Genomic DNA, 15,735 nt, shown 5'->3' with positions numbered 1-15,735 from the left:
CTCAGCTCTGGGACGCAGCTTTGGGAAGGATGTCGTTGGCGACCATTTCGCCGAACGGGCTGACGTAGCCGGCGCCCTTGGGCAGCTCGGGACGTTCGATGTCCAGGTGCGGGAACAGCAACTCGGCCACGCGATACGACTCTTCCAGGTGTGGATAACCGGAGAAGATAAAGGTGTCGATGCCCAGGTCAGCGTATTCCTTCACCCGTGCCGCCACGGTCGGGCCGTCGCCTACCAGGGCGGTGCCCGCACCGCCGCGCACCAGGCCGACGCCAGCCCACAGGTTGGGGCTGACCTCGAGGTTGTCGCGGCTGCCACCGTGCAAGGCGGCCATGCGTTGCTGGCCAACGGAGTCAAAGCGCGACAGCGAGGCCTGGGCGCGGGCGATGGTTTCATCGTCAACGTGGGAGATCAGCTTGTCGGCGGCCTGCCAGGCTTCGGCGTTGGTTTCACGCACGATCACATGCAGGCGAATGCCGAAGCGCAGGGTACGCCCGAGCTTGGCGGCCTTGGCGCGAACCTGTGCAATCTTTTCCGCTACCGCAGCCGGTGGCTCGCCCCAGGTCAACACCATTTCCACTTGTTCGGCTGCCAGGTCCTGGGCCGCTTCCGAGGAGCCGCCGAAATACAGCGGCGGACGCGGTTGCTGGATCGGCGGGTAGAGCAACTTGGCGCCTTTGACGCTGATGTGCTGGCCGTCGTAATCCACGGTTTCGCCTTCCAGCACGCGGCGCCAGATGCGGGTGAACTCCACCGACGCCTGGTAACGCTCTTCATGGCTCAGGAACAAACCGTCGCCGGCCAATTCATCCGGGTCTCCACCGGTCACCAGGTTGAACAACGCCCGGCCACCGGACAACCGATCCAGGGTCGCGGCCTGGCGCGCAGCCACCGTCGGGGAAATGATCCCGGGGCGTAGCGCGACAAGGAATTTCAAGCGTTGGGTCACCGGGATCAGCGACGCCGCCACCAGCCACGAGTCCTCGCAGGAGCGGCCGGTGGGAATCAGTACCCCGCCGAAGCCAAGGCGGTCGGCCGCCTGGGCCACTTGCTGCAGGTAACCGTGATCAACGGCGCGAGCGCCTTCGGCGGTGCCAAGGTAATGGCCGTCGCCGTGGGTAGGCAGAAACCAGAAAATATTGAGGCTCATGGAGTTGTCTCCTGAAGAAGTCGGATTACGGCGCTTTGGCAACGGCGGCGGGTGGTGTCCAGATCACGTCCTTGACGCTCAAGGGCTTGGGGATCAATTTGAGTTGGTAGAAGCTGTCGGCGATTTTCTGCTGCGCGGCGACCACTTCCGGGGTCAGGAAGAGCGCGCCGTAGCCCTGGCGTTTCACCGAGGTCAGGGTGATGTCGGCGGGCAGGCCCAGCAGCGGTGCAACTTGTTCGGTGACTTGTTCCGGGTTGGCCTTGGACCATTCGCCCACGGCGCGCACTTCTTCCACCAGCGCCTTGATCACCTCAGGGTGTTTTTCGGCGTAAGGCTTGGTGGCCAGGTAGAACTGATGGTTGTCGGCAATGCCGGTGCCGTCACGCAGGGTGCGGGCTTGCAGTTGTTTCTCGGCGGCCGCCTGGTACGGGTCCCAGATCACCCAGGCATCGACGCTGCCACGCTCGAACGCAGCGCGGGCATCGGCGGGCGGCAGGAACACGGTCTGCACGTCGGTGTATTTCAGGCCGGCATCTTCCAGGGCGCGTACCAGCAGGTAGTGCACGTTGGAGCCTTTGTTGAGGACGACTTTCTTGCCCTTGAGGTCTTGCACCGATTTGATCGGCGAGTCTTTCGGTACCAGGATCGCTTCACTGGTGGGCGCTGGTGGTTCGTAGGCGACGTAGAGCAGATCGGCGCCGGCGGCCTGGGCGAACACTGGCGGGGTTTCGCCCGTCACGCCGAAGTCGATGGAGCCGACGTTCAACCCTTCCAGCAGCTGCGGGCCACCGGGGAACTCGGTCCACTGCACCTGCACGCCCTGCTCGGCCAGCCGCTTCTCCAGCGAGCCCTTGGCCTTGAGCAGCACCAGGGTGCCGTATTTCTGATAGCCGATCCGCAGGGTCTCGGCCGCTTGAGCTTGAACAATGGCGCCGAAGGACACAGCCGCAGCAAACAGTGCGACCAGACCACGACGCAAGATGACAGTGCGCATGGCGCTCTCTCCACAATACGATTAGGGGGTTGGCTGCACCTGCTTGGCCGTTGGCGGCTGAGTAAGGTGAGTAGTACTTGTTGAATCCAGGTAAAGCTGGGTAAGGCTTAAATGCTCCAGCGAGCACTCAACAAACGTTCATTCAACACATGGGGATCAAGGGGTTTCGGGCGGCGGGCCATGGCGGCGTAGAACGTCTCCAGGGCCTCGCTCAGGCGTTGTTCCAACACCGGCACCAACTGCGCCTGGGCACTGCCTTCGCCGTAGGCGATCTGGCTGTCTTCGGCAAAAATCCCGTGGAGCAATTCCTGGGCTTTCAGGGCCGACAGCACCGGCTTCAGTGCGTAGTCCACCGCCAGCATGTGGGCGATGCTGCCGCCGGTGGCCATCGGCAACACGATTTTGTGGGCCAGGGCGCGCTCGGGCAGCAGGTCGAGGATGGTTTTCAGGGCGCCGGAAAACGAGGCCTTGTACACGGGCGTGGCAATCACCAGGCCATCGGCATTCGCCACTTGCTGCAGCAGGTCGATGATCTTGGGGCTGTCGAACCGCGCGTGCAGCAAGTCTTCGGCCGGGAAGTCCCGTATCTGATAACTCACCACTTCCACGCCTTGTTGCTGCAACCAGTTGCGGGTGTGATCCAGCAACACCCCGGACCGGGAACGTTGGCTGGGGCTACCACCAAGTGTTACGACCAGCATTTAGGAAATTCCTTTGGAAAGTGTCGGCGGTTCGCTATGTGGCGATGGCGCCAAGATGGGACAGACCATATCAGCCAATTTATATATCTATAAATCTTATTTTTTCATTTGTTTATTCCCTAAATGCATATGCCGTTCATCAAACTCCAGGCATAAAAAAAGGCCGTCGAAACGGCCTTAAAACCCCTGCATGTGAAACGGTTTACAACTTGAACTCTCTGTTGCTGGCAGGCCCCCATCGCGGGCAAGCCCGCTCCCACAGTTGAACCGCATTCCCCTGTGGGAGCGGGCTTGCCCGCGATGGCGATATCAGCCTTAACGATTCGGTTGAGGCGTGAGCCGCAGGTACGGCTTCACTGCCCGGTAGCCTTTCGGAAAGCGTTTCTTGATCTCTTCTTCGTCCTTGAGCGACGGCACGATCACCACCTCATCACCGTCCTGCCAGTTGGCTGGGGTGGCGACTTTGTAGTTGTCGGTCAGCTGCAGCGAGTCGATCACCCGCAGGATTTCGTGGAAGTTGCGACCGGTGCTGGCCGGATAGGTAATGGTCAGGCGAATCTTTTTGTTCGGATCAATCACGAACAGCGAACGCACGGTGAGGGTGTCACTGGCATTCGGGTGGATCAGGTCATACAGGTCGGAGACCTTGCGGTCTGCGTCGGCCAGGATCGGGAAGTTGACGATGGTGTTCTGGGTTTCGTTGATGTCTTCGATCCACTTGTGGTGGGAGTCCACCGGGTCCACCGACAGGGCAATGGCCTTGACGCCGCGCTTGGCGAATTCATCCTTGAGCTTGGCGGTGAAGCCCAGTTCGGTGGTGCACACCGGGGTGAAGTCTGCCGGGTGGGAAAACAGCACGCCCCAGCTATCGCCCAGCCACTCGTGGAAGCGAATCTTGCCGGCGCTGGAATCCTGTTCAAAGTCGGGGGCGATGTCGCCCAGTCTGAGGCTCATGGTGTGGCTCCTGATGAGTGCTTATAGAGCCCACTGTGCCTGTGTCGCGGATAATTTAAAAAGAATAAATATCGATTTATCTAGACGATAAAGGAATATTAAAAATCTGTTCATTGGACTTGGCTGCAGCCGAGGATCAACATCGGCTTCAAGGTTCGAGAAGGCCTTGAGACGCTGTACAAAGAGGGGATTCAGGAAGGGCTTGCGGGGGTTGAGCCCGACTTGAACAGTAAAAAGCACCCTGCCCGGCGTTGCGCCGGGCAAGGTTTTACGCTCTTACTTGAACGCGTAGGTGTAGCTCAGAATTACGCGGTTTTCGTCCTGGGAACGAGTGTTCGCCAGGTCGGTACGCCACATCGCGTTTTTCCAGGCAACGCCCAGGTTTTTCAGCGGACCTTCTGGAACAACGTAAGCCAGGGTCAGGTCGCGTTCCCACTCGTTACGCTCGCCGACGGTGGTGTCGATGTTGCTACCCTTGAGGTAGACCACACCGGCAGTCAGGCCAGGCACGCCGATCTTGGCGAAGTCATACGCGTAGCGAGCTTGCCAGGTACGTTCGCCGGCACGGGCAAACTTCTGGATTTGCATGTCGGTGATGGTGCTGTTCGACGAGCCGTCACCTTGGTTCAGCCAAGGGAAGTCGCTGTCGCCCTTGGTGTACTGGTAACCAGCGCCGAAGGTGTGACCGGCAACCGAGTACAACGCCAGGTAGCTGTACAGGTCGTTGTCGACCTTACCCTTGACCTTGGTGGCATTGGTCGGATGATCCGAGTAGTAGCCGGAGGTGTAGTAGCCAGCAGTATCACCGTTGGCACCGTTGTCACGGCTACGGTAGTAGCGCAGGTCGCTTTTCAGGACGCCAGGACCGATCGCCCAGTTGTGGACCAGGCCCAGGAAGTTCTGAGCGTAGAAATCCTTCAGCTCGCCGAAGTAGTACGAAGCAGTCAGGTCTTTGGTGATCTTGTAGTCAGCACCGGCGTAGTAGAACTTGTTGACGAAGTTACCTGCGTCATAGTTCGAGCTGCCGTTGGCACCGGCCAGGGACAGACCTTCATTGTTGCTGGAGTTACGGCCCTTGGAGTGCTCGATCTGGCCAGCAGTCAGGGTCAGGTCCTTGAACTCGTTCGAGGAGATCTCGCCGCCCTGGAAGGTTTGTGGCAACAGACGACCATCGTTGGTCTTGATCACCGGGTTGTTCGGCTGCAAGGTACCGATCTTCAGCACGGTCTGGGAGATCTTGACCTTACCGGTCACGCCCAGGCTGGCGAAATCGTTGACCGCTTTGTTGCCATCGCTTGGGAACACGGTGCCGCCGGAGGCAGTACCTGTGTAGTTACCGTGATCAGCGCGGCTGGAATCCAGACGCACGCCGTACAGGCCGATGGCGTCAAGACCAAAGCCCACAGTACCTTGGGTGAAACCCGAGATGAAACGCAGGTCGAAACCTTGGCCCCATTCAGCGTTTTTGCTGCGGGTGTTCGAGGTAGCCGATGGCTTCAGGTCGCGGTTGTCGGTGTTGATGTAAAAGTTACGTACGCCGAGTGTGATCTTGCTGTCATCGATAAAACCAGCGGCGCCTGCTTGTTGAGCGATTGCCCCCAAAGCTACGGCCAACGCCAATGTTGACTTCTTCATGTACCGCTCCTCTCATTTCTAATTTTTGTATTTCTTAGGTCTCGGGTCTGACGCCCTCGATCCACAGATGCGCGATTAGCACCGGATAGTGACTGACAAGTCAATCGTAACCTTGTGTGTCTACTACTTTCGTCTAACCGCAGTTAATTTGGTCCTTGCAGGGTAATGAGTTTTTCATACACCCAAAAAGAATTGTTTCGTCCTTTTTCATACGATTCAGGAATAACGCTTTCCATGGCACGGTCGAGCCAGTAAGGCGGTACCGCTCCATAAGGGTGTTCCTGAAGAGCATGTCTTTTCGCCTTTTTAGATCGTTTCGCGCTGACCCAAAGGTCAATACGTCACTCACGATCAAAAATGCGACGCCATCATGGCCAAACGCACATCATTCCGTCAATTTGTTACAGTTTTTGTATCGATGAAACTTTTTTGCCGTCCCAGCAATCCACCTCACCGTACTCGGTGATAATGTCACTTTGATGTCAGTTATGTGTATAAATCGGCAAGCCCTGTATTCAGGGCCGATGCACCCGCCCCGGATGCATGACTCGCCAAATTGACAGGCGAGAGGATTGCCCCCTCGCCCCTTCAGGCTTACAACGCCTTTTCGAAAATCTTCGAATTACGCTGATAGTTGTACAACGACGCCCGCGCCGATGGCAGACGATCCACCGTGCTCGGCACAAAACCGCGCTCGCGGAACCAGTGGGCAGTACGGGTGGTGAGGACGAACAAGGTCTTCAAACCCTGGGCCCGGGCGCGGGTCTCGATGCGCTCCAGCAGTTCATCACCGCGGCCGCCGTGGCGGTACTCCGGGTTCACCGCCAGGCAGGCCAGCTCGCCCGCGTCCGAGTCGGCGATCTGATACAGCGCCGCACAGGCGATGATCATGCCTTCACGTTCCACCACGCTGAACTGCTCGATTTCCCGTTCCAGCACTTCCCGGGAACGACGCACCAGAATCCCCTGCTCTTCCAGCGGACTGATCAGATCCAACAATCCGCCCACATCTTCAATCGCCGCTTCGCGCACCAGCTCAAACTGCTCCTGGGCCACCAGCGTACCGCCGCCGTCCCGGGTGAACAGCTCGGTGAGCAAGGCACCGTCTTCGGCATAACTGACAATATGGCTACGCCCTACGCCGCCGCGGCACGCCTCGGCGGCCGCGTCCAACAGCTCGGCCTGGTAATTGCTGCCCAGGCGTTGCAGATGCGCGGGCACCTGTTGCGGCCGCAGTTCGCGCACCAGGCGGCCGTGTTCGTCGATCAGGCCAAGGTCGGCGCCAAACAGCAGCAGCTTGTCCGCGCCCAGGTCGATCGCGGCGCGGGTAGCGACGTCTTCGCAGGCGAGGTTGAAGATTTCACCGGTGGGCGAGTAGCCCAGGGGCGACAGCAGCACGATGGAGCGCTCGTCCAGCAGGCGGTTGATGCCCTTGCGGTCGACCCGGCGCACTTCGCCGGTGTGGTGATAGTCGACGCCTTCAAGCACACCGATCGGGCGCGCCGTCACCAGGTTGCCGCTGGCCACACGCAGGCGCGAGCCCTGCATCGGCGAAGAGGCCATGTCCATCGACAAGCGCGCTTCGATAGCAATGCGCAGATGGCCGACAGCATCGATCACGCACTCCAGCGTTGCGGCATCGGTGATGCGCAAGCCTTCATGGTAAGCCGGGGTCAGGCCGCGGGCGGCGAGGCGGGTTTCAATTTGCGGGCGCGAACCGTGGACCAGCACCAGTCGCACGCCCAGGCTGTGGAGCAGCACCAGGTCATGGACGATATTGCCGAAGTTCGGATGATCCACACCATCGCCCGGCAGCATGACCACAAAGGTGCAGTCGCGGTGGGCATTGATGTAAGGCGAAGCGTGACGAAGCCAATTGACGTATTCGGGCATAAAACCTGGGCCTGTAATAAAAAGCAGCCAAAAAAGGATGATTCATGGAAACGCACAGCGGGCTGTTGGTTATCGTCGGAACAGGCTTGGCGACACGCTCGCTCTCCTTCTATGTACGGATGGGCCGGGGTTAATTTATGCAGGTGTCAGGCAGTAATGTTGAATCAGTTCTCGCAATAGACGCACTGTAGGCGTCAAGCGTGACATTTCAAGGTACTCGCCGGGCTGGTGGGCGCAGGCGATATCGCCAGGGCCAAGCACCAGGGTTTCGCAACCAAGGCGCTGAAGATAAGGCGCTTCGGTGCCGAACGCTACTGCTTCGGCGCGATGACCGGTAAGTCGTTCAGCCACCCGCACCAACTCGGCATCCTCGGCCTGCTCGAAGGGCGGCACTTCGGGGAACAGCGGCGCGTAGTCGATCTTCACCTGATGGCGCTCGGCCAAGGGCTCGAGCTTCTGGCGGATGGCGGCGCGCAGCACCTGGGGATCCATACCGGGCAAGGGCCGCAGGTCAAACTCCAGGGAACACTGGCCACAAATGCGGTTGGGGTTGTCGCCCCCGTGGATGCAGCCAAAATTCATGGTCGGTTGCGGCACGCTGAACTGCGGGTTGCGGTATTCGCGTTGCCAGGCCAGGCGCAGGCCGCGCAGCTCGCCGATGGCGTCATGCATGGCTTCGAGGGCGCTGTGGCCCAGGCTTGGATCCGACGAATGGCCGCTGCGCCCGAGAATATCGATGCGCTCCATCATCACGCCCTTGTGCAGACGGATGGGTTTGAGGCCGGTGGGCTCACCGATCACCGCTGCGCGACCTAAAGGACGACCCGCCTCGGCCAGCGCACGGGCGCCGGCCATGGAGCTTTCTTCATCGCAGGTGGCGAGAATCAGCAGTGGTTGCTTGAAGGGTTGGTCCAGCAATGGCTGTACCGCTTCGATCACCAGGGCGAAAAAGCCTTTCATGTCACAGCTGCCCAGTCCTACCCAGCGACCGTCGACTTCCGTCAGCTTGAGTGGATCGGTCTGCCACAACGCGCCGTCGTACGGCACGGTGTCACTGTGCCCCGCCAACACCAGGCCGCCAGGGCCGGTGCCGAAACTGGCCAGCAGGTTGAATTTGCCGGGGCTGACCTGCTGGATGTCGCAGGCAAAGCCCAGGTCCCCCAGCCAGGTGGCGAGCAAATCGATAACCGGGCGGTTGGATTGGTCGAGAGAGGCCTGGGTACAACTGACCGAAGGCGCGGCAATCAGCGCGGCGAATTGTTCTTTCATGGACGGTAAAGGCATGCGCTGTCTCTCAACTTCCCGGACGAACCCCATCATAGAGCCATCTGCACAACACAATAAACCGTTGCGGCACGTTGCCGGGCTCAGTCCTGTACACTGCACGACCTTGGCAGCCACACATTTCCCCGGCTGCGCTCCCGATCCTGGATTTTCCGGCCATGCAGAAAGAAACCGAAATCAAGCTCCGCGTCAGCCGCGAAACCCTCGCCGCGCTGCGTGAGCACCCGCTACTGAAAAAACGCAACAAAAGTGGCTGGGAACGCCGTGAGTTGATGAACCAGTACTTCGACACCCCGGAACGCGACCTGGCCCAGGCCAAAGTCGCCCTGCGCCTGCGCAAAGACGGCGACGAAGTGATCCAGACTCTCAAGACCCGTGGCCAGAGCGTCGCCGGTTTGTCGGAACGCAATGAGTACAACTGGGACCTGGCCAAAGCCAAGCTCGACGTGAAGAAACTCGACGGCGAATGCTGGCCCGAGCAACTGGCCGAACTGGACAAAAAGACCCTCAAGCCGATCTTCACTACTGACTTCGTGCGTGAGCGCGCCGAAATCGCCTGGGGCCGTGGCAAGGCCAAGGTCGTGATCGAAGCCGCTTTGGACCTGGGCCACGTGGTCGCCGGCAAGCAGAAAGAAGAAATCTGCGAGCTGGAACTTGAGCTGCGCGAAGGCGACCCGGCCGCCCTGCTGGAACTGGCCGCTGAACTCGCCGCGACCCTGGCACTGATGCCCTGCGATATCAGCAAGGCCGAGCGTGGCTATCGCCTGTTCGACGCCAACAGCTATTCCCTGAGTCTGCCGGCGCCGGTGCTGCACGCCGAAATGCCGCTGGACGACGCATTCGCCGCCGTCATGTGGCACCTGTTGGGCAGCAGCCAGCGCCTGGCCGAGCAATACCGTTTCAACGGCCACTGGCGCCTGCTGCAAGACTGGGTGGAAAACCTCGGCGAACTGCGCGCCCTGCTCGGCAGCCTCGGCCAGGCCGCACCCCGCCAGTCCACCAGCGAACTGCGGGCCGCACTGGACGCGTTGCTGGAAGACTGGCGTCCGCTGGTCCAGGCCGGTGACGACGACGAAGACATCCGCAAAGCCGCGCCGGAACAGTTCGCCGAAGAACTGGAAGACGTGCGCTGGGGCCTGTTCTCCCTGACCACCTCCCGCTGGTTGCTGGCCCGTACCTGGGCTGCCGATCGCAACGTGCGTGGCAACCGCCAGGGCGCTGCACAACTCGCCAACTGGCTGCCGCGCCTGCTGGCCGACGACGCCGTCGCCCTGCAACTGCCGCGTTACCAGCAACAACCGGAAGACCTCGCCGAGCAACTGCCGCGTATCGAGCGCATCCTGGCCTGGCTGCACCATGCACGCCAAGTGCTGGATATCGCCGAGCTGGACCGTTTGTATGGCGAGCTGAACAAGCTGGCGCATCTGGCCAACCAGCCGATTACCGATGAGTCGCTGGATGCGCGGATGCATCAGGCGATCGCGGTTTATCAGAATCGTGCCTGGAAAACCCTGCTGCGCCTGTAAGATCGCTATCGCGGGCAAGCCCGGCTCCCACATTGGAATGCATTCCAGTGTGGGAGCCGGGCTTGCCCGCGATGGGGCCGCCGCTATCAGCGCAACACCGGCAAACTCGTGGTGGACTTGATCTCCGACAAGGCCACTATCGAGTTGACCTCCTGGATCCCCGGCACCATCGACAGTTTTTCGAAGAAAAACCGCTCATACGCCTCGATGTCCGACGTGACGATCCGCAATAGAAAATCCACCGCCCCCATCAGCACATAACACTCCAGCACTTCCGGAAAGCCGCGAATCGCCTCGGTGAATTCCGTGAAGTTGGAACGGCCGTGGGCGTTGAGTTTCACCTCGGCGAAAATCTGCGTGTTGAGGCCGATTTTCTTGCGATCCAACAAGGTGACCTGGCCGCGAATCACGCCCTCCTCTTTCAACCGCTGAATCCGCCGCCAGCACGGTGACTGTGACAGGCCGACCTGTTCGGCGATCTGCGCGCTGGAAAGCGAAGCGTCTTCCTGCAACAGCGCCAGGATGCGCCGGTCGTACACGTCCAGCTCACTGTGCATATAAATACCCATCTATCATGCTTTTTTGAATTGAATGATTCCCTTATAAGCCATTACAGGCTTTTTTAGACAAGAAATCTCCCACGACGAATGTAAAAATTTCTCCAGTCGAATCCGGAGAGCCATCATGCATGTCGTCGAAGCCGCCAGCCCCGCCACACGCGCCGATGCCTGGGCCGTCAGCAATGCCCACTGCCAGGCGCACTATCAAATCCTCGCCGAGGCTGAGCCCGACGTGCTGTGCCGGGTGCTCAACTATTTTGCCCTGCAGTTCCTGGTTCCTCTCCAGGTGAACGTACAGCGCGAAGACGACCTGCTGGCGATCGATATCGTGATGGATGGCCTGAGCTGGCACCGTGCCCAGGTGATCGGTGAAAAACTTCGTAACCTGATCAGCGTGTGCTCGCTGGAACTGCAGCCGGCTGATGCCGCGCGGCCTCTGGCAGTGCAGGCAGCCGGTCAGTAAAAGCCTGCAATAAACCCTGGAAGCCGAACGGCAAAGGGTGACTAGCCTGAGGACTACGCCTAACCGTTGCCCAGGAATGTCACCATGTCCGTTGCGCCAAACACCCAGGATCGCTGGCTGGAAATCCATCAGTTGTTGCCAGCCCTGATCGACCAGGGCGTAGTGCCCGCCGATCTGAACGTACCGGCCAACAGCGGGCTGCACCCTCTTGAATGCATTGCCAGCCATGGCCCCTCCCTGGAAACCCTCACCGAATGGCTCGCCCGACACTGTGGCCAGCCTTACCTGCGTATCGACCCGTTGAAAATCGATGTCGCGGCGGTGGTGCCGCTGATGTCCTACGCCTTTGCCCAGCGGCACAGGATCCTGGCGGTTGCGGTCGACGCCCACAGCGTCACCGTCGCCAGTGCCCAACCCTACGTGAGCAGTTGGGAAGCCGGCCTGGCCCAGGTCTTGAAGCGCTCCATCCGGCGTGTGGTCGCCAATCCCCAGGCTATCCAGCGCTGCACGGTGGAATTTTACCGGCTGGCGAAATCGGTCAGCGGCGCGGTCGATCAAAAAACAGCCGGTTCACCCAGCATCGAGCAATTGCTCAACCTCGGCGCCAGCGACCAGGAGCCCGACGCCAATGACGCGCACATCGTCAATATCGTCGACTGGCTGCTGCAGTACGCTTTCGACCAGCGGGCCAGTGATATCCATATCGAGCCCGGCCGCGACCAGGGCCGCGTGCGGTTTCGCATTGATGGGCTGCTGCATGACGTCTATCAATTCCCGTCCCAGGTCACGACGGCGGTGGTCAGCCGCCTGAAAAGCCTCGGCCGGATGAACGTGGCAGAAAAACGCAAACCCCAGGACGGCCGGGTGAAGACCAAAAGCCCCGCAGGCGGTGAAGTGGAACTACGCCTGTCGACCCTGCCCACGGCCTTCGGCGAAAAGCTGGTGATGCGGATTTTCGACCCGCAGGTGCTGCACAAGGACGTCCAGCAACTGGGGCTCTCCAGCGACGACCTGCAACGCTGGCAATCCATGACCGGCCAGGCCAATGGCATCATCCTGGTCACCGGCCCCACCGGCTCGGGCAAGACCAGCACCCTGTACACCACGCTCAAGCAACTGGCCACCCGGGAGGTCAACCTGTGCACCGTCGAAGACCCGATCGAGATGGTCGAGCCGGCCTTCAACCAGATGCAGGTCCAGCACAACATCGACCTGACCTTCGCCAGCGGCATCCGCGCGCTGATGCGCCAGGACCCGGACATCATCATGATCGGCGAGATTCGCGACCTGGAAACCGCAGAAATGGCGATCCAGGCCGCCCTCACCGGACACCTGGTGCTGTCGACGCTGCACACCAACGACGCCCCCGGTGCCATCAGCCGCCTGCTGGAACTGGGCATTCCCCATTACCTGATCAATGCGACGCTGCTGGGGGTGATGGCCCAGCGCCTGGTGCGGCTGTTGTGCCCACACTGCAAGCGGCCTGCCGGGCAGGTCTATGAGGCTGTGGGCTGCGGGGACTGTCGGGAAAGCGGCTATCAAGGGCGGGCCGGGATCTATGAAGTCATGCTGCTGAACGACCGTCTAAAGGCCCTGATCACCCCGGGCGCCGACATCCAGGCACTGCGCCGCGCGGCCCTGGACCAGGGAATGTGCAGCTTGCGGTCTGCCGGCACGCGCAAGGTCATGGCCGGGCTGACAACGCTGGAAGAAGTACTGCGAGTGACGCCTGGGGATTCAGAAACAAATCCTTTGCTTGATGGGCCGGTAAACCGTCCTTATCCCTGACAACACCGTTACAATCGGTCAAACCTCGCGTTACCGCCAACACCAGACAAGGAATCGTTATGCAGATCGGAACCGTACTGCTGCTATTTGTAGGCTTGGCCGTCGCCATCCTCTTCATGGGCTTCAAGGTCGTTCCACAGGGTTACCAGTGGACGGTCGAACGCTTCGGCCGCTACACCAACACCCTCAAGCCGGGCCTGAATATCATCATCCCGGTCATGGACCGCATCGGTCGCAAGATCAACGTGATGGAAAGCGTGCTGGACATTCCGCCCCAGGAAGTCATCACCGCCGACAACGCCACGGTACAGATCGACGCCGTGTGCTTCTTCCAGGTGGTCAACACCGCCCAGGCTGCCTACGAGGTAAACAACCTCGAGCACGCCATCCGCAACCTGCTGCAAACCAACATCCGTACCGTGCTCGGCTCCATGGAGCTGGACGCGATGCTCAGCCAGCGGGATGGCATCAACGAGAAACTGCTGCGCACCGTCGACGAAGCCACCGCACCGTGGGGCATCAAGATCACCCGGATCGAGATCAAGGACATCAGCCCGCCCGCCGACCTGATGGCCGCCATGTCCGGCCAGATGAAGGCCGAGCGGATCAAGCGCGCACAGATCCTCGAAGCCGAAGGCCTGCGAGCGTCCGCAATCCTGACCGCCGAAGGCAAGAAGCAGGCGCAGATTCTTGAGGCAGAAGGCGGTCGTCAGGCCGCGTTCCTGGAATCCGAGGCCCGCGAACGTCAGGCCGAAGCTGAAGCCCGCGCCACCCAGGTGGTATCGGAAGCAATCGCCACCGGTAACGTGCAGGCCATCAACTACTTTGTCGCCCAGAAATACATCGACGCCCTCGGCAAGCTGGCGTCGGCCAACAACAGCAAGGTGATCCTGATGCCGCTGGAAGCCAGCCAGGTGATCGGCGCTGTCGGCGGCATCGGCGAGATCGTCAAGGCCACCTTCGACAACAAGAAAGCCTGAGGCACGCACCATGTGGGAATTCCTGCAGCACCTGTCGTTTTGGGACTGGCTGGCACTGGGCACCGTGCTGTTGATTCTTGAAGTGTTCGGTGCCGGTGGTTATCTGCTGTGGATGGGTATCGCTGCGGCAGCCGTGGGCGTGATCAAGTTCCTGGTTCCGAGCCTCGGGCTGGAGTGGCAACTGCTGCTGTTCGCGGTGTTGTCGATCCTGACGGCGGTGTACTGGTGGAGACGCCAGCGCAGCAGCGCCAAGGTCAGCGACCAGCCGGGGCTGAACATGCGCGGTTCGGAGTTGATTGGGCGCACCTTTGTGGTGCATCAGGCAATTATCGAGGGCCGTGGGAAGATCAAGATCGGCGATGGCGTATGGATCGCAGCCGGCCCGGACGCGCCCGTGGGAGCACATGTGCGTGTCATCGGTCAGGACGGCGTGATTCTGAAGGTTGAAACTGTTTAGTCAGCCATGGAACTCGGCTGGGCTATCTACAATCAAACTGTACAGATAACCCAGTCGGAGTCACCCATCATGCGTCTAAAATATGCTGTCGCTACCCTCGCTGTGCTTTCCCTTCCTGTCGGTTCAGCCATGGCCGACAGCTTCTGGCGTAATGTCATCTCATCGGGTGCCACAACCGGCTCGACGTACCTGACGTTCAAGGACCACAAAATGGTGGTCGCCGCCCAGGACGACGCCGGTAGCTTCGTCGCCAGCGACGGCAGCATCCGTGGCCCGTACCTGGAAGCTGCGATGCAGAAGGTTCGCGCCGATAACCCTGGCCTCAAAGCCACGGACATGGATTTAGCTAACGCGATCCTGGCAAAAAACGCCATTGCTTCCGAGTAACACCGCCACATAAAAATGCCGCTCTTTGAGAGCGGCATTTTTTTGCCTGGCTTTCCTACAGTCAATATTGGCGTTTCAGCGCCCAAACAGGAAAAGTCCTGTCGAGATGCCCGCACGCCACGCAACAAGCTGTCGATTCCTTTAGTTCTAGTGAATCGATGACCATGCAAAAACTCTCCTGCGCCCTGCTGCTCGCCGCGATTGCCACCCCTTATGCTCAGGCAGAAAGCTGGTACGGGTCGGCGAAGCTCAACAGCGCCCGCCAGAATCTGTCCAGCTCGCTGCTGACCAGCCCGCGCGTCACCGACCGCGTGTCGGCCCCCGATAGCAGCAAAACGTTCACCGGATCATTTGCCGTGGGTTATGCCTTTGCCGATGGCTGGCGCCTGGAAGGGGAATACACCACGCCCAGCCATTCGAACTTCAAATCCCAATGGGCGCCATTCAATGCCAACGTCAACAGCCTGCAGACCGACAGCCAGCGCTTGATGCTCAATGGTTATAAAAACATCCCGATCAACGAGTGGCTGTCGTTCTACGGCATGGCGGGAGTGGGATTGGCCCAAATTGACGCCGAGGGTTACCAGACCAACAAGACCCGGCGTTTCGCCGACAATCGCCAATACAACTTCGCCTACAACGTGGGCCTCGGGCTGGACGCCAAGGTCAGCGAAACCCTGACCCTGGGCACAGGCTGGCGCTACGTGGACATGGGCCGGATTGAAACCGGCTACAACACTTTCGCCAACCGTATCAACGCCCGCGACGAGCAGCTCAAAGGCAAGCTCAAGGAACAGAATGTGTTCCTTGAGGCCCGCGTTTCCTTCTGAACCAGGCTCCAGGAGTGCCGCTGCCGAGGCGGCATTTTCTCCAGAGGATGACGATTCATTCATAGATGACAGGCTATATTCAGTCGAGCCGTGCAACCATGCCCGGCATTGATATGCTTTTCTCTCATCGTCT

Annotated in this window: 15 protein-coding genes; 7 read left to right on the top strand and 8 right to left on the bottom strand. The window is 60.2% G+C overall.

Annotated features, from left to right (window positions below):
• Position 1 precedes the first annotated feature (1 nt).
• The 7 genes from ssuD to argE all read right to left on the bottom strand — a co-directional run bounded on the left by ssuD (position 2) and on the right by argE (position 8,611).
• Positions 2 to 1,150 carry an FMNH2-dependent alkanesulfonate monooxygenase gene (gene ssuD / locus HX875_RS15555; protein WP_003213905.1) on the bottom strand — a complete coding sequence of 383 codons (1,149 nt, stop codon included), beginning with the start codon at positions 1,148 to 1,150 and terminating at the stop codon, positions 2 to 4.
• A gap of 25 nt (positions 1,151 to 1,175) precedes the next feature.
• On the bottom strand, positions 1,176 to 2,144 hold the full coding sequence (locus HX875_RS15550; protein WP_177043809.1) for a sulfonate ABC transporter substrate-binding protein: 969 nt from the start codon (positions 2,142 to 2,144) through the stop codon (positions 1,176 to 1,178).
• A gap of 107 nt (positions 2,145 to 2,251) precedes the next feature.
• Entirely contained in the window at positions 2,252 to 2,845 is a 594-nt protein-coding gene (gene ssuE / locus HX875_RS15545; protein ID WP_177043808.1) for an NADPH-dependent FMN reductase, read from the bottom strand.
• A gap of 315 nt (positions 2,846 to 3,160) precedes the next feature.
• The gene (locus HX875_RS15540) at positions 3,161 to 3,799 is read right to left on the bottom strand and encodes a peroxiredoxin (protein WP_177043807.1); all 639 of its coding nucleotides are present in this window, start codon (positions 3,797 to 3,799) and stop codon (positions 3,161 to 3,163) included.
• 276 nt (positions 3,800 to 4,075) lie between these two features.
• Positions 4,076 to 5,434 carry an OprD family porin gene (locus tag HX875_RS15535; protein ID WP_177043806.1) on the bottom strand — a complete coding sequence of 453 codons (1,359 nt, stop codon included), beginning with the start codon at positions 5,432 to 5,434 and terminating at the stop codon, positions 4,076 to 4,078.
• 594 nt (positions 5,435 to 6,028) lie between these two features.
• A complete protein-coding gene (argA, locus tag HX875_RS15530; protein WP_177043805.1) occupies positions 6,029 to 7,327 on the bottom strand; it encodes an amino-acid N-acetyltransferase in 1,299 nt (432 codons plus the stop codon).
• Positions 7,328 to 7,462: 135 nt separating this feature from the next.
• Complete coding sequence (gene argE / locus HX875_RS15525; protein ID WP_177043804.1) at positions 7,463 to 8,611, bottom strand: acetylornithine deacetylase; 1,149 nt, start codon at positions 8,609 to 8,611, stop codon at positions 7,463 to 7,465.
• Positions 8,612 to 8,769: 158 nt separating this feature from the next.
• Between argE and HX875_RS15520 the strand changes: the two genes are divergently transcribed.
• Positions 8,770 to 10,137, top strand: a complete 1,368-nt coding sequence (locus tag HX875_RS15520) for a CYTH domain-containing protein (RefSeq protein ID WP_003213918.1) — start codon at positions 8,770 to 8,772, stop codon at positions 10,135 to 10,137.
• A gap of 86 nt (positions 10,138 to 10,223) precedes the next feature.
• Here the strand turns inward: HX875_RS15520 and HX875_RS15515 are convergent, their stop codons facing one another.
• A complete protein-coding gene (locus HX875_RS15515; RefSeq protein ID WP_010167872.1) occupies positions 10,224 to 10,694 on the bottom strand; it encodes an Lrp/AsnC family transcriptional regulator in 471 nt (156 codons plus the stop codon).
• A 127-nt stretch (positions 10,695 to 10,821) separates the two neighbouring features.
• Here HX875_RS15515 and HX875_RS15510 point away from each other — a divergent pair, with 127 nt between their 5' ends.
• From HX875_RS15510 to HX875_RS15485, 6 genes are all read left to right on the top strand, one after another.
• Positions 10,822 to 11,160 (top strand): hypothetical protein, encoded by a 339-nt coding sequence (locus tag HX875_RS15510; protein ID WP_177043803.1) that lies wholly within the window; start codon positions 10,822 to 10,824, stop codon positions 11,158 to 11,160.
• Between the two features lie 84 nt (positions 11,161 to 11,244).
• Complete coding sequence (locus HX875_RS15505) at positions 11,245 to 12,948, top strand: GspE/PulE family protein (protein ID WP_177043802.1); 1,704 nt, start codon at positions 11,245 to 11,247, stop codon at positions 12,946 to 12,948.
• A 59-nt stretch (positions 12,949 to 13,007) separates the two neighbouring features.
• Positions 13,008 to 13,928, top strand: coding sequence for an SPFH domain-containing protein (locus HX875_RS15500; protein WP_003213925.1), 921 nt, complete (start codon positions 13,008 to 13,010; stop codon positions 13,926 to 13,928).
• Positions 13,929 to 13,938: 10 nt separating this feature from the next.
• Entirely contained in the window at positions 13,939 to 14,385 is a 447-nt protein-coding gene (locus HX875_RS15495) for an NfeD family protein (protein ID WP_177043801.1), read from the top strand.
• Between the two features lie 69 nt (positions 14,386 to 14,454).
• The gene (locus HX875_RS15490) at positions 14,455 to 14,772 is read left to right on the top strand and encodes a DUF2388 domain-containing protein (RefSeq protein ID WP_010167882.1); all 318 of its coding nucleotides are present in this window, start codon (positions 14,455 to 14,457) and stop codon (positions 14,770 to 14,772) included.
• 158 nt (positions 14,773 to 14,930) lie between these two features.
• Positions 14,931 to 15,602 carry an outer membrane protein gene (locus HX875_RS15485; RefSeq protein ID WP_177043800.1) on the top strand — a complete coding sequence of 224 codons (672 nt, stop codon included), beginning with the start codon at positions 14,931 to 14,933 and terminating at the stop codon, positions 15,600 to 15,602.
• Positions 15,603 to 15,735 lie beyond the last annotated feature (133 nt).

This window comes from Pseudomonas yamanorum (assembly GCF_013386765.1).
Lineage (GTDB): Bacteria > Pseudomonadota > Gammaproteobacteria > Pseudomonadales > Pseudomonadaceae > Aquipseudomonas > Aquipseudomonas yamanorum_A.
The sequence above is the reverse complement of the archived record's forward strand: the minus strand, read 5'-3'. Positions and strand labels throughout refer to the sequence as shown.

Bases quoted from the DNA above. Each gene is read 5' to 3' on its own strand.
- ssuD (WP_003213905.1), bottom strand. From the start codon at position 1,150: ATGAGCCTCAATATTTTCTGGTTTCTGCCTACCCACGGCGACGGCCAT.
- argE (WP_177043804.1), bottom strand. From the start codon at position 8,611: ATGCCTTTACCGTCCATGAAAGAACAATTCGCCGCGCTGATTGCCGCG.
- HX875_RS15535 (WP_177043806.1), bottom strand. From the start codon at position 5,434: ATGAAGAAGTCAACATTGGCGTTGGCCGTAGCTTTGGGGGCAATCGCT.
- HX875_RS15505 (WP_177043802.1), top strand. From the start codon at position 11,245: ATGTCCGTTGCGCCAAACACCCAGGATCGCTGGCTGGAAATCCATCAG.
- ssuE (WP_177043808.1), bottom strand. From the start codon at position 2,845: ATGCTGGTCGTAACACTTGGTGGTAGCCCCAGCCAACGTTCCCGGTCC.
- HX875_RS15520 (WP_003213918.1), top strand. From the start codon at position 8,770: ATGCAGAAAGAAACCGAAATCAAGCTCCGCGTCAGCCGCGAAACCCTC.
- HX875_RS15500 (WP_003213925.1), top strand. From the start codon at position 13,008: ATGCAGATCGGAACCGTACTGCTGCTATTTGTAGGCTTGGCCGTCGCC.
- HX875_RS15540 (WP_177043807.1), bottom strand. From the start codon at position 3,799: ATGAGCCTCAGACTGGGCGACATCGCCCCCGACTTTGAACAGGATTCC.
- HX875_RS15495 (WP_177043801.1), top strand. From the start codon at position 13,939: ATGTGGGAATTCCTGCAGCACCTGTCGTTTTGGGACTGGCTGGCACTG.
- HX875_RS15550 (WP_177043809.1), bottom strand. From the start codon at position 2,144: ATGCGCACTGTCATCTTGCGTCGTGGTCTGGTCGCACTGTTTGCTGCG.
- HX875_RS15490 (WP_010167882.1), top strand. From the start codon at position 14,455: ATGCGTCTAAAATATGCTGTCGCTACCCTCGCTGTGCTTTCCCTTCCT.
- argA (WP_177043805.1), bottom strand. From the start codon at position 7,327: ATGCCCGAATACGTCAATTGGCTTCGTCACGCTTCGCCTTACATCAAT.
- HX875_RS15515 (WP_010167872.1), bottom strand. From the start codon at position 10,694: ATGCACAGTGAGCTGGACGTGTACGACCGGCGCATCCTGGCGCTGTTG.
- HX875_RS15510 (WP_177043803.1), top strand. From the start codon at position 10,822: ATGCATGTCGTCGAAGCCGCCAGCCCCGCCACACGCGCCGATGCCTGG.
- HX875_RS15485 (WP_177043800.1), top strand. From the start codon at position 14,931: ATGACCATGCAAAAACTCTCCTGCGCCCTGCTGCTCGCCGCGATTGCC.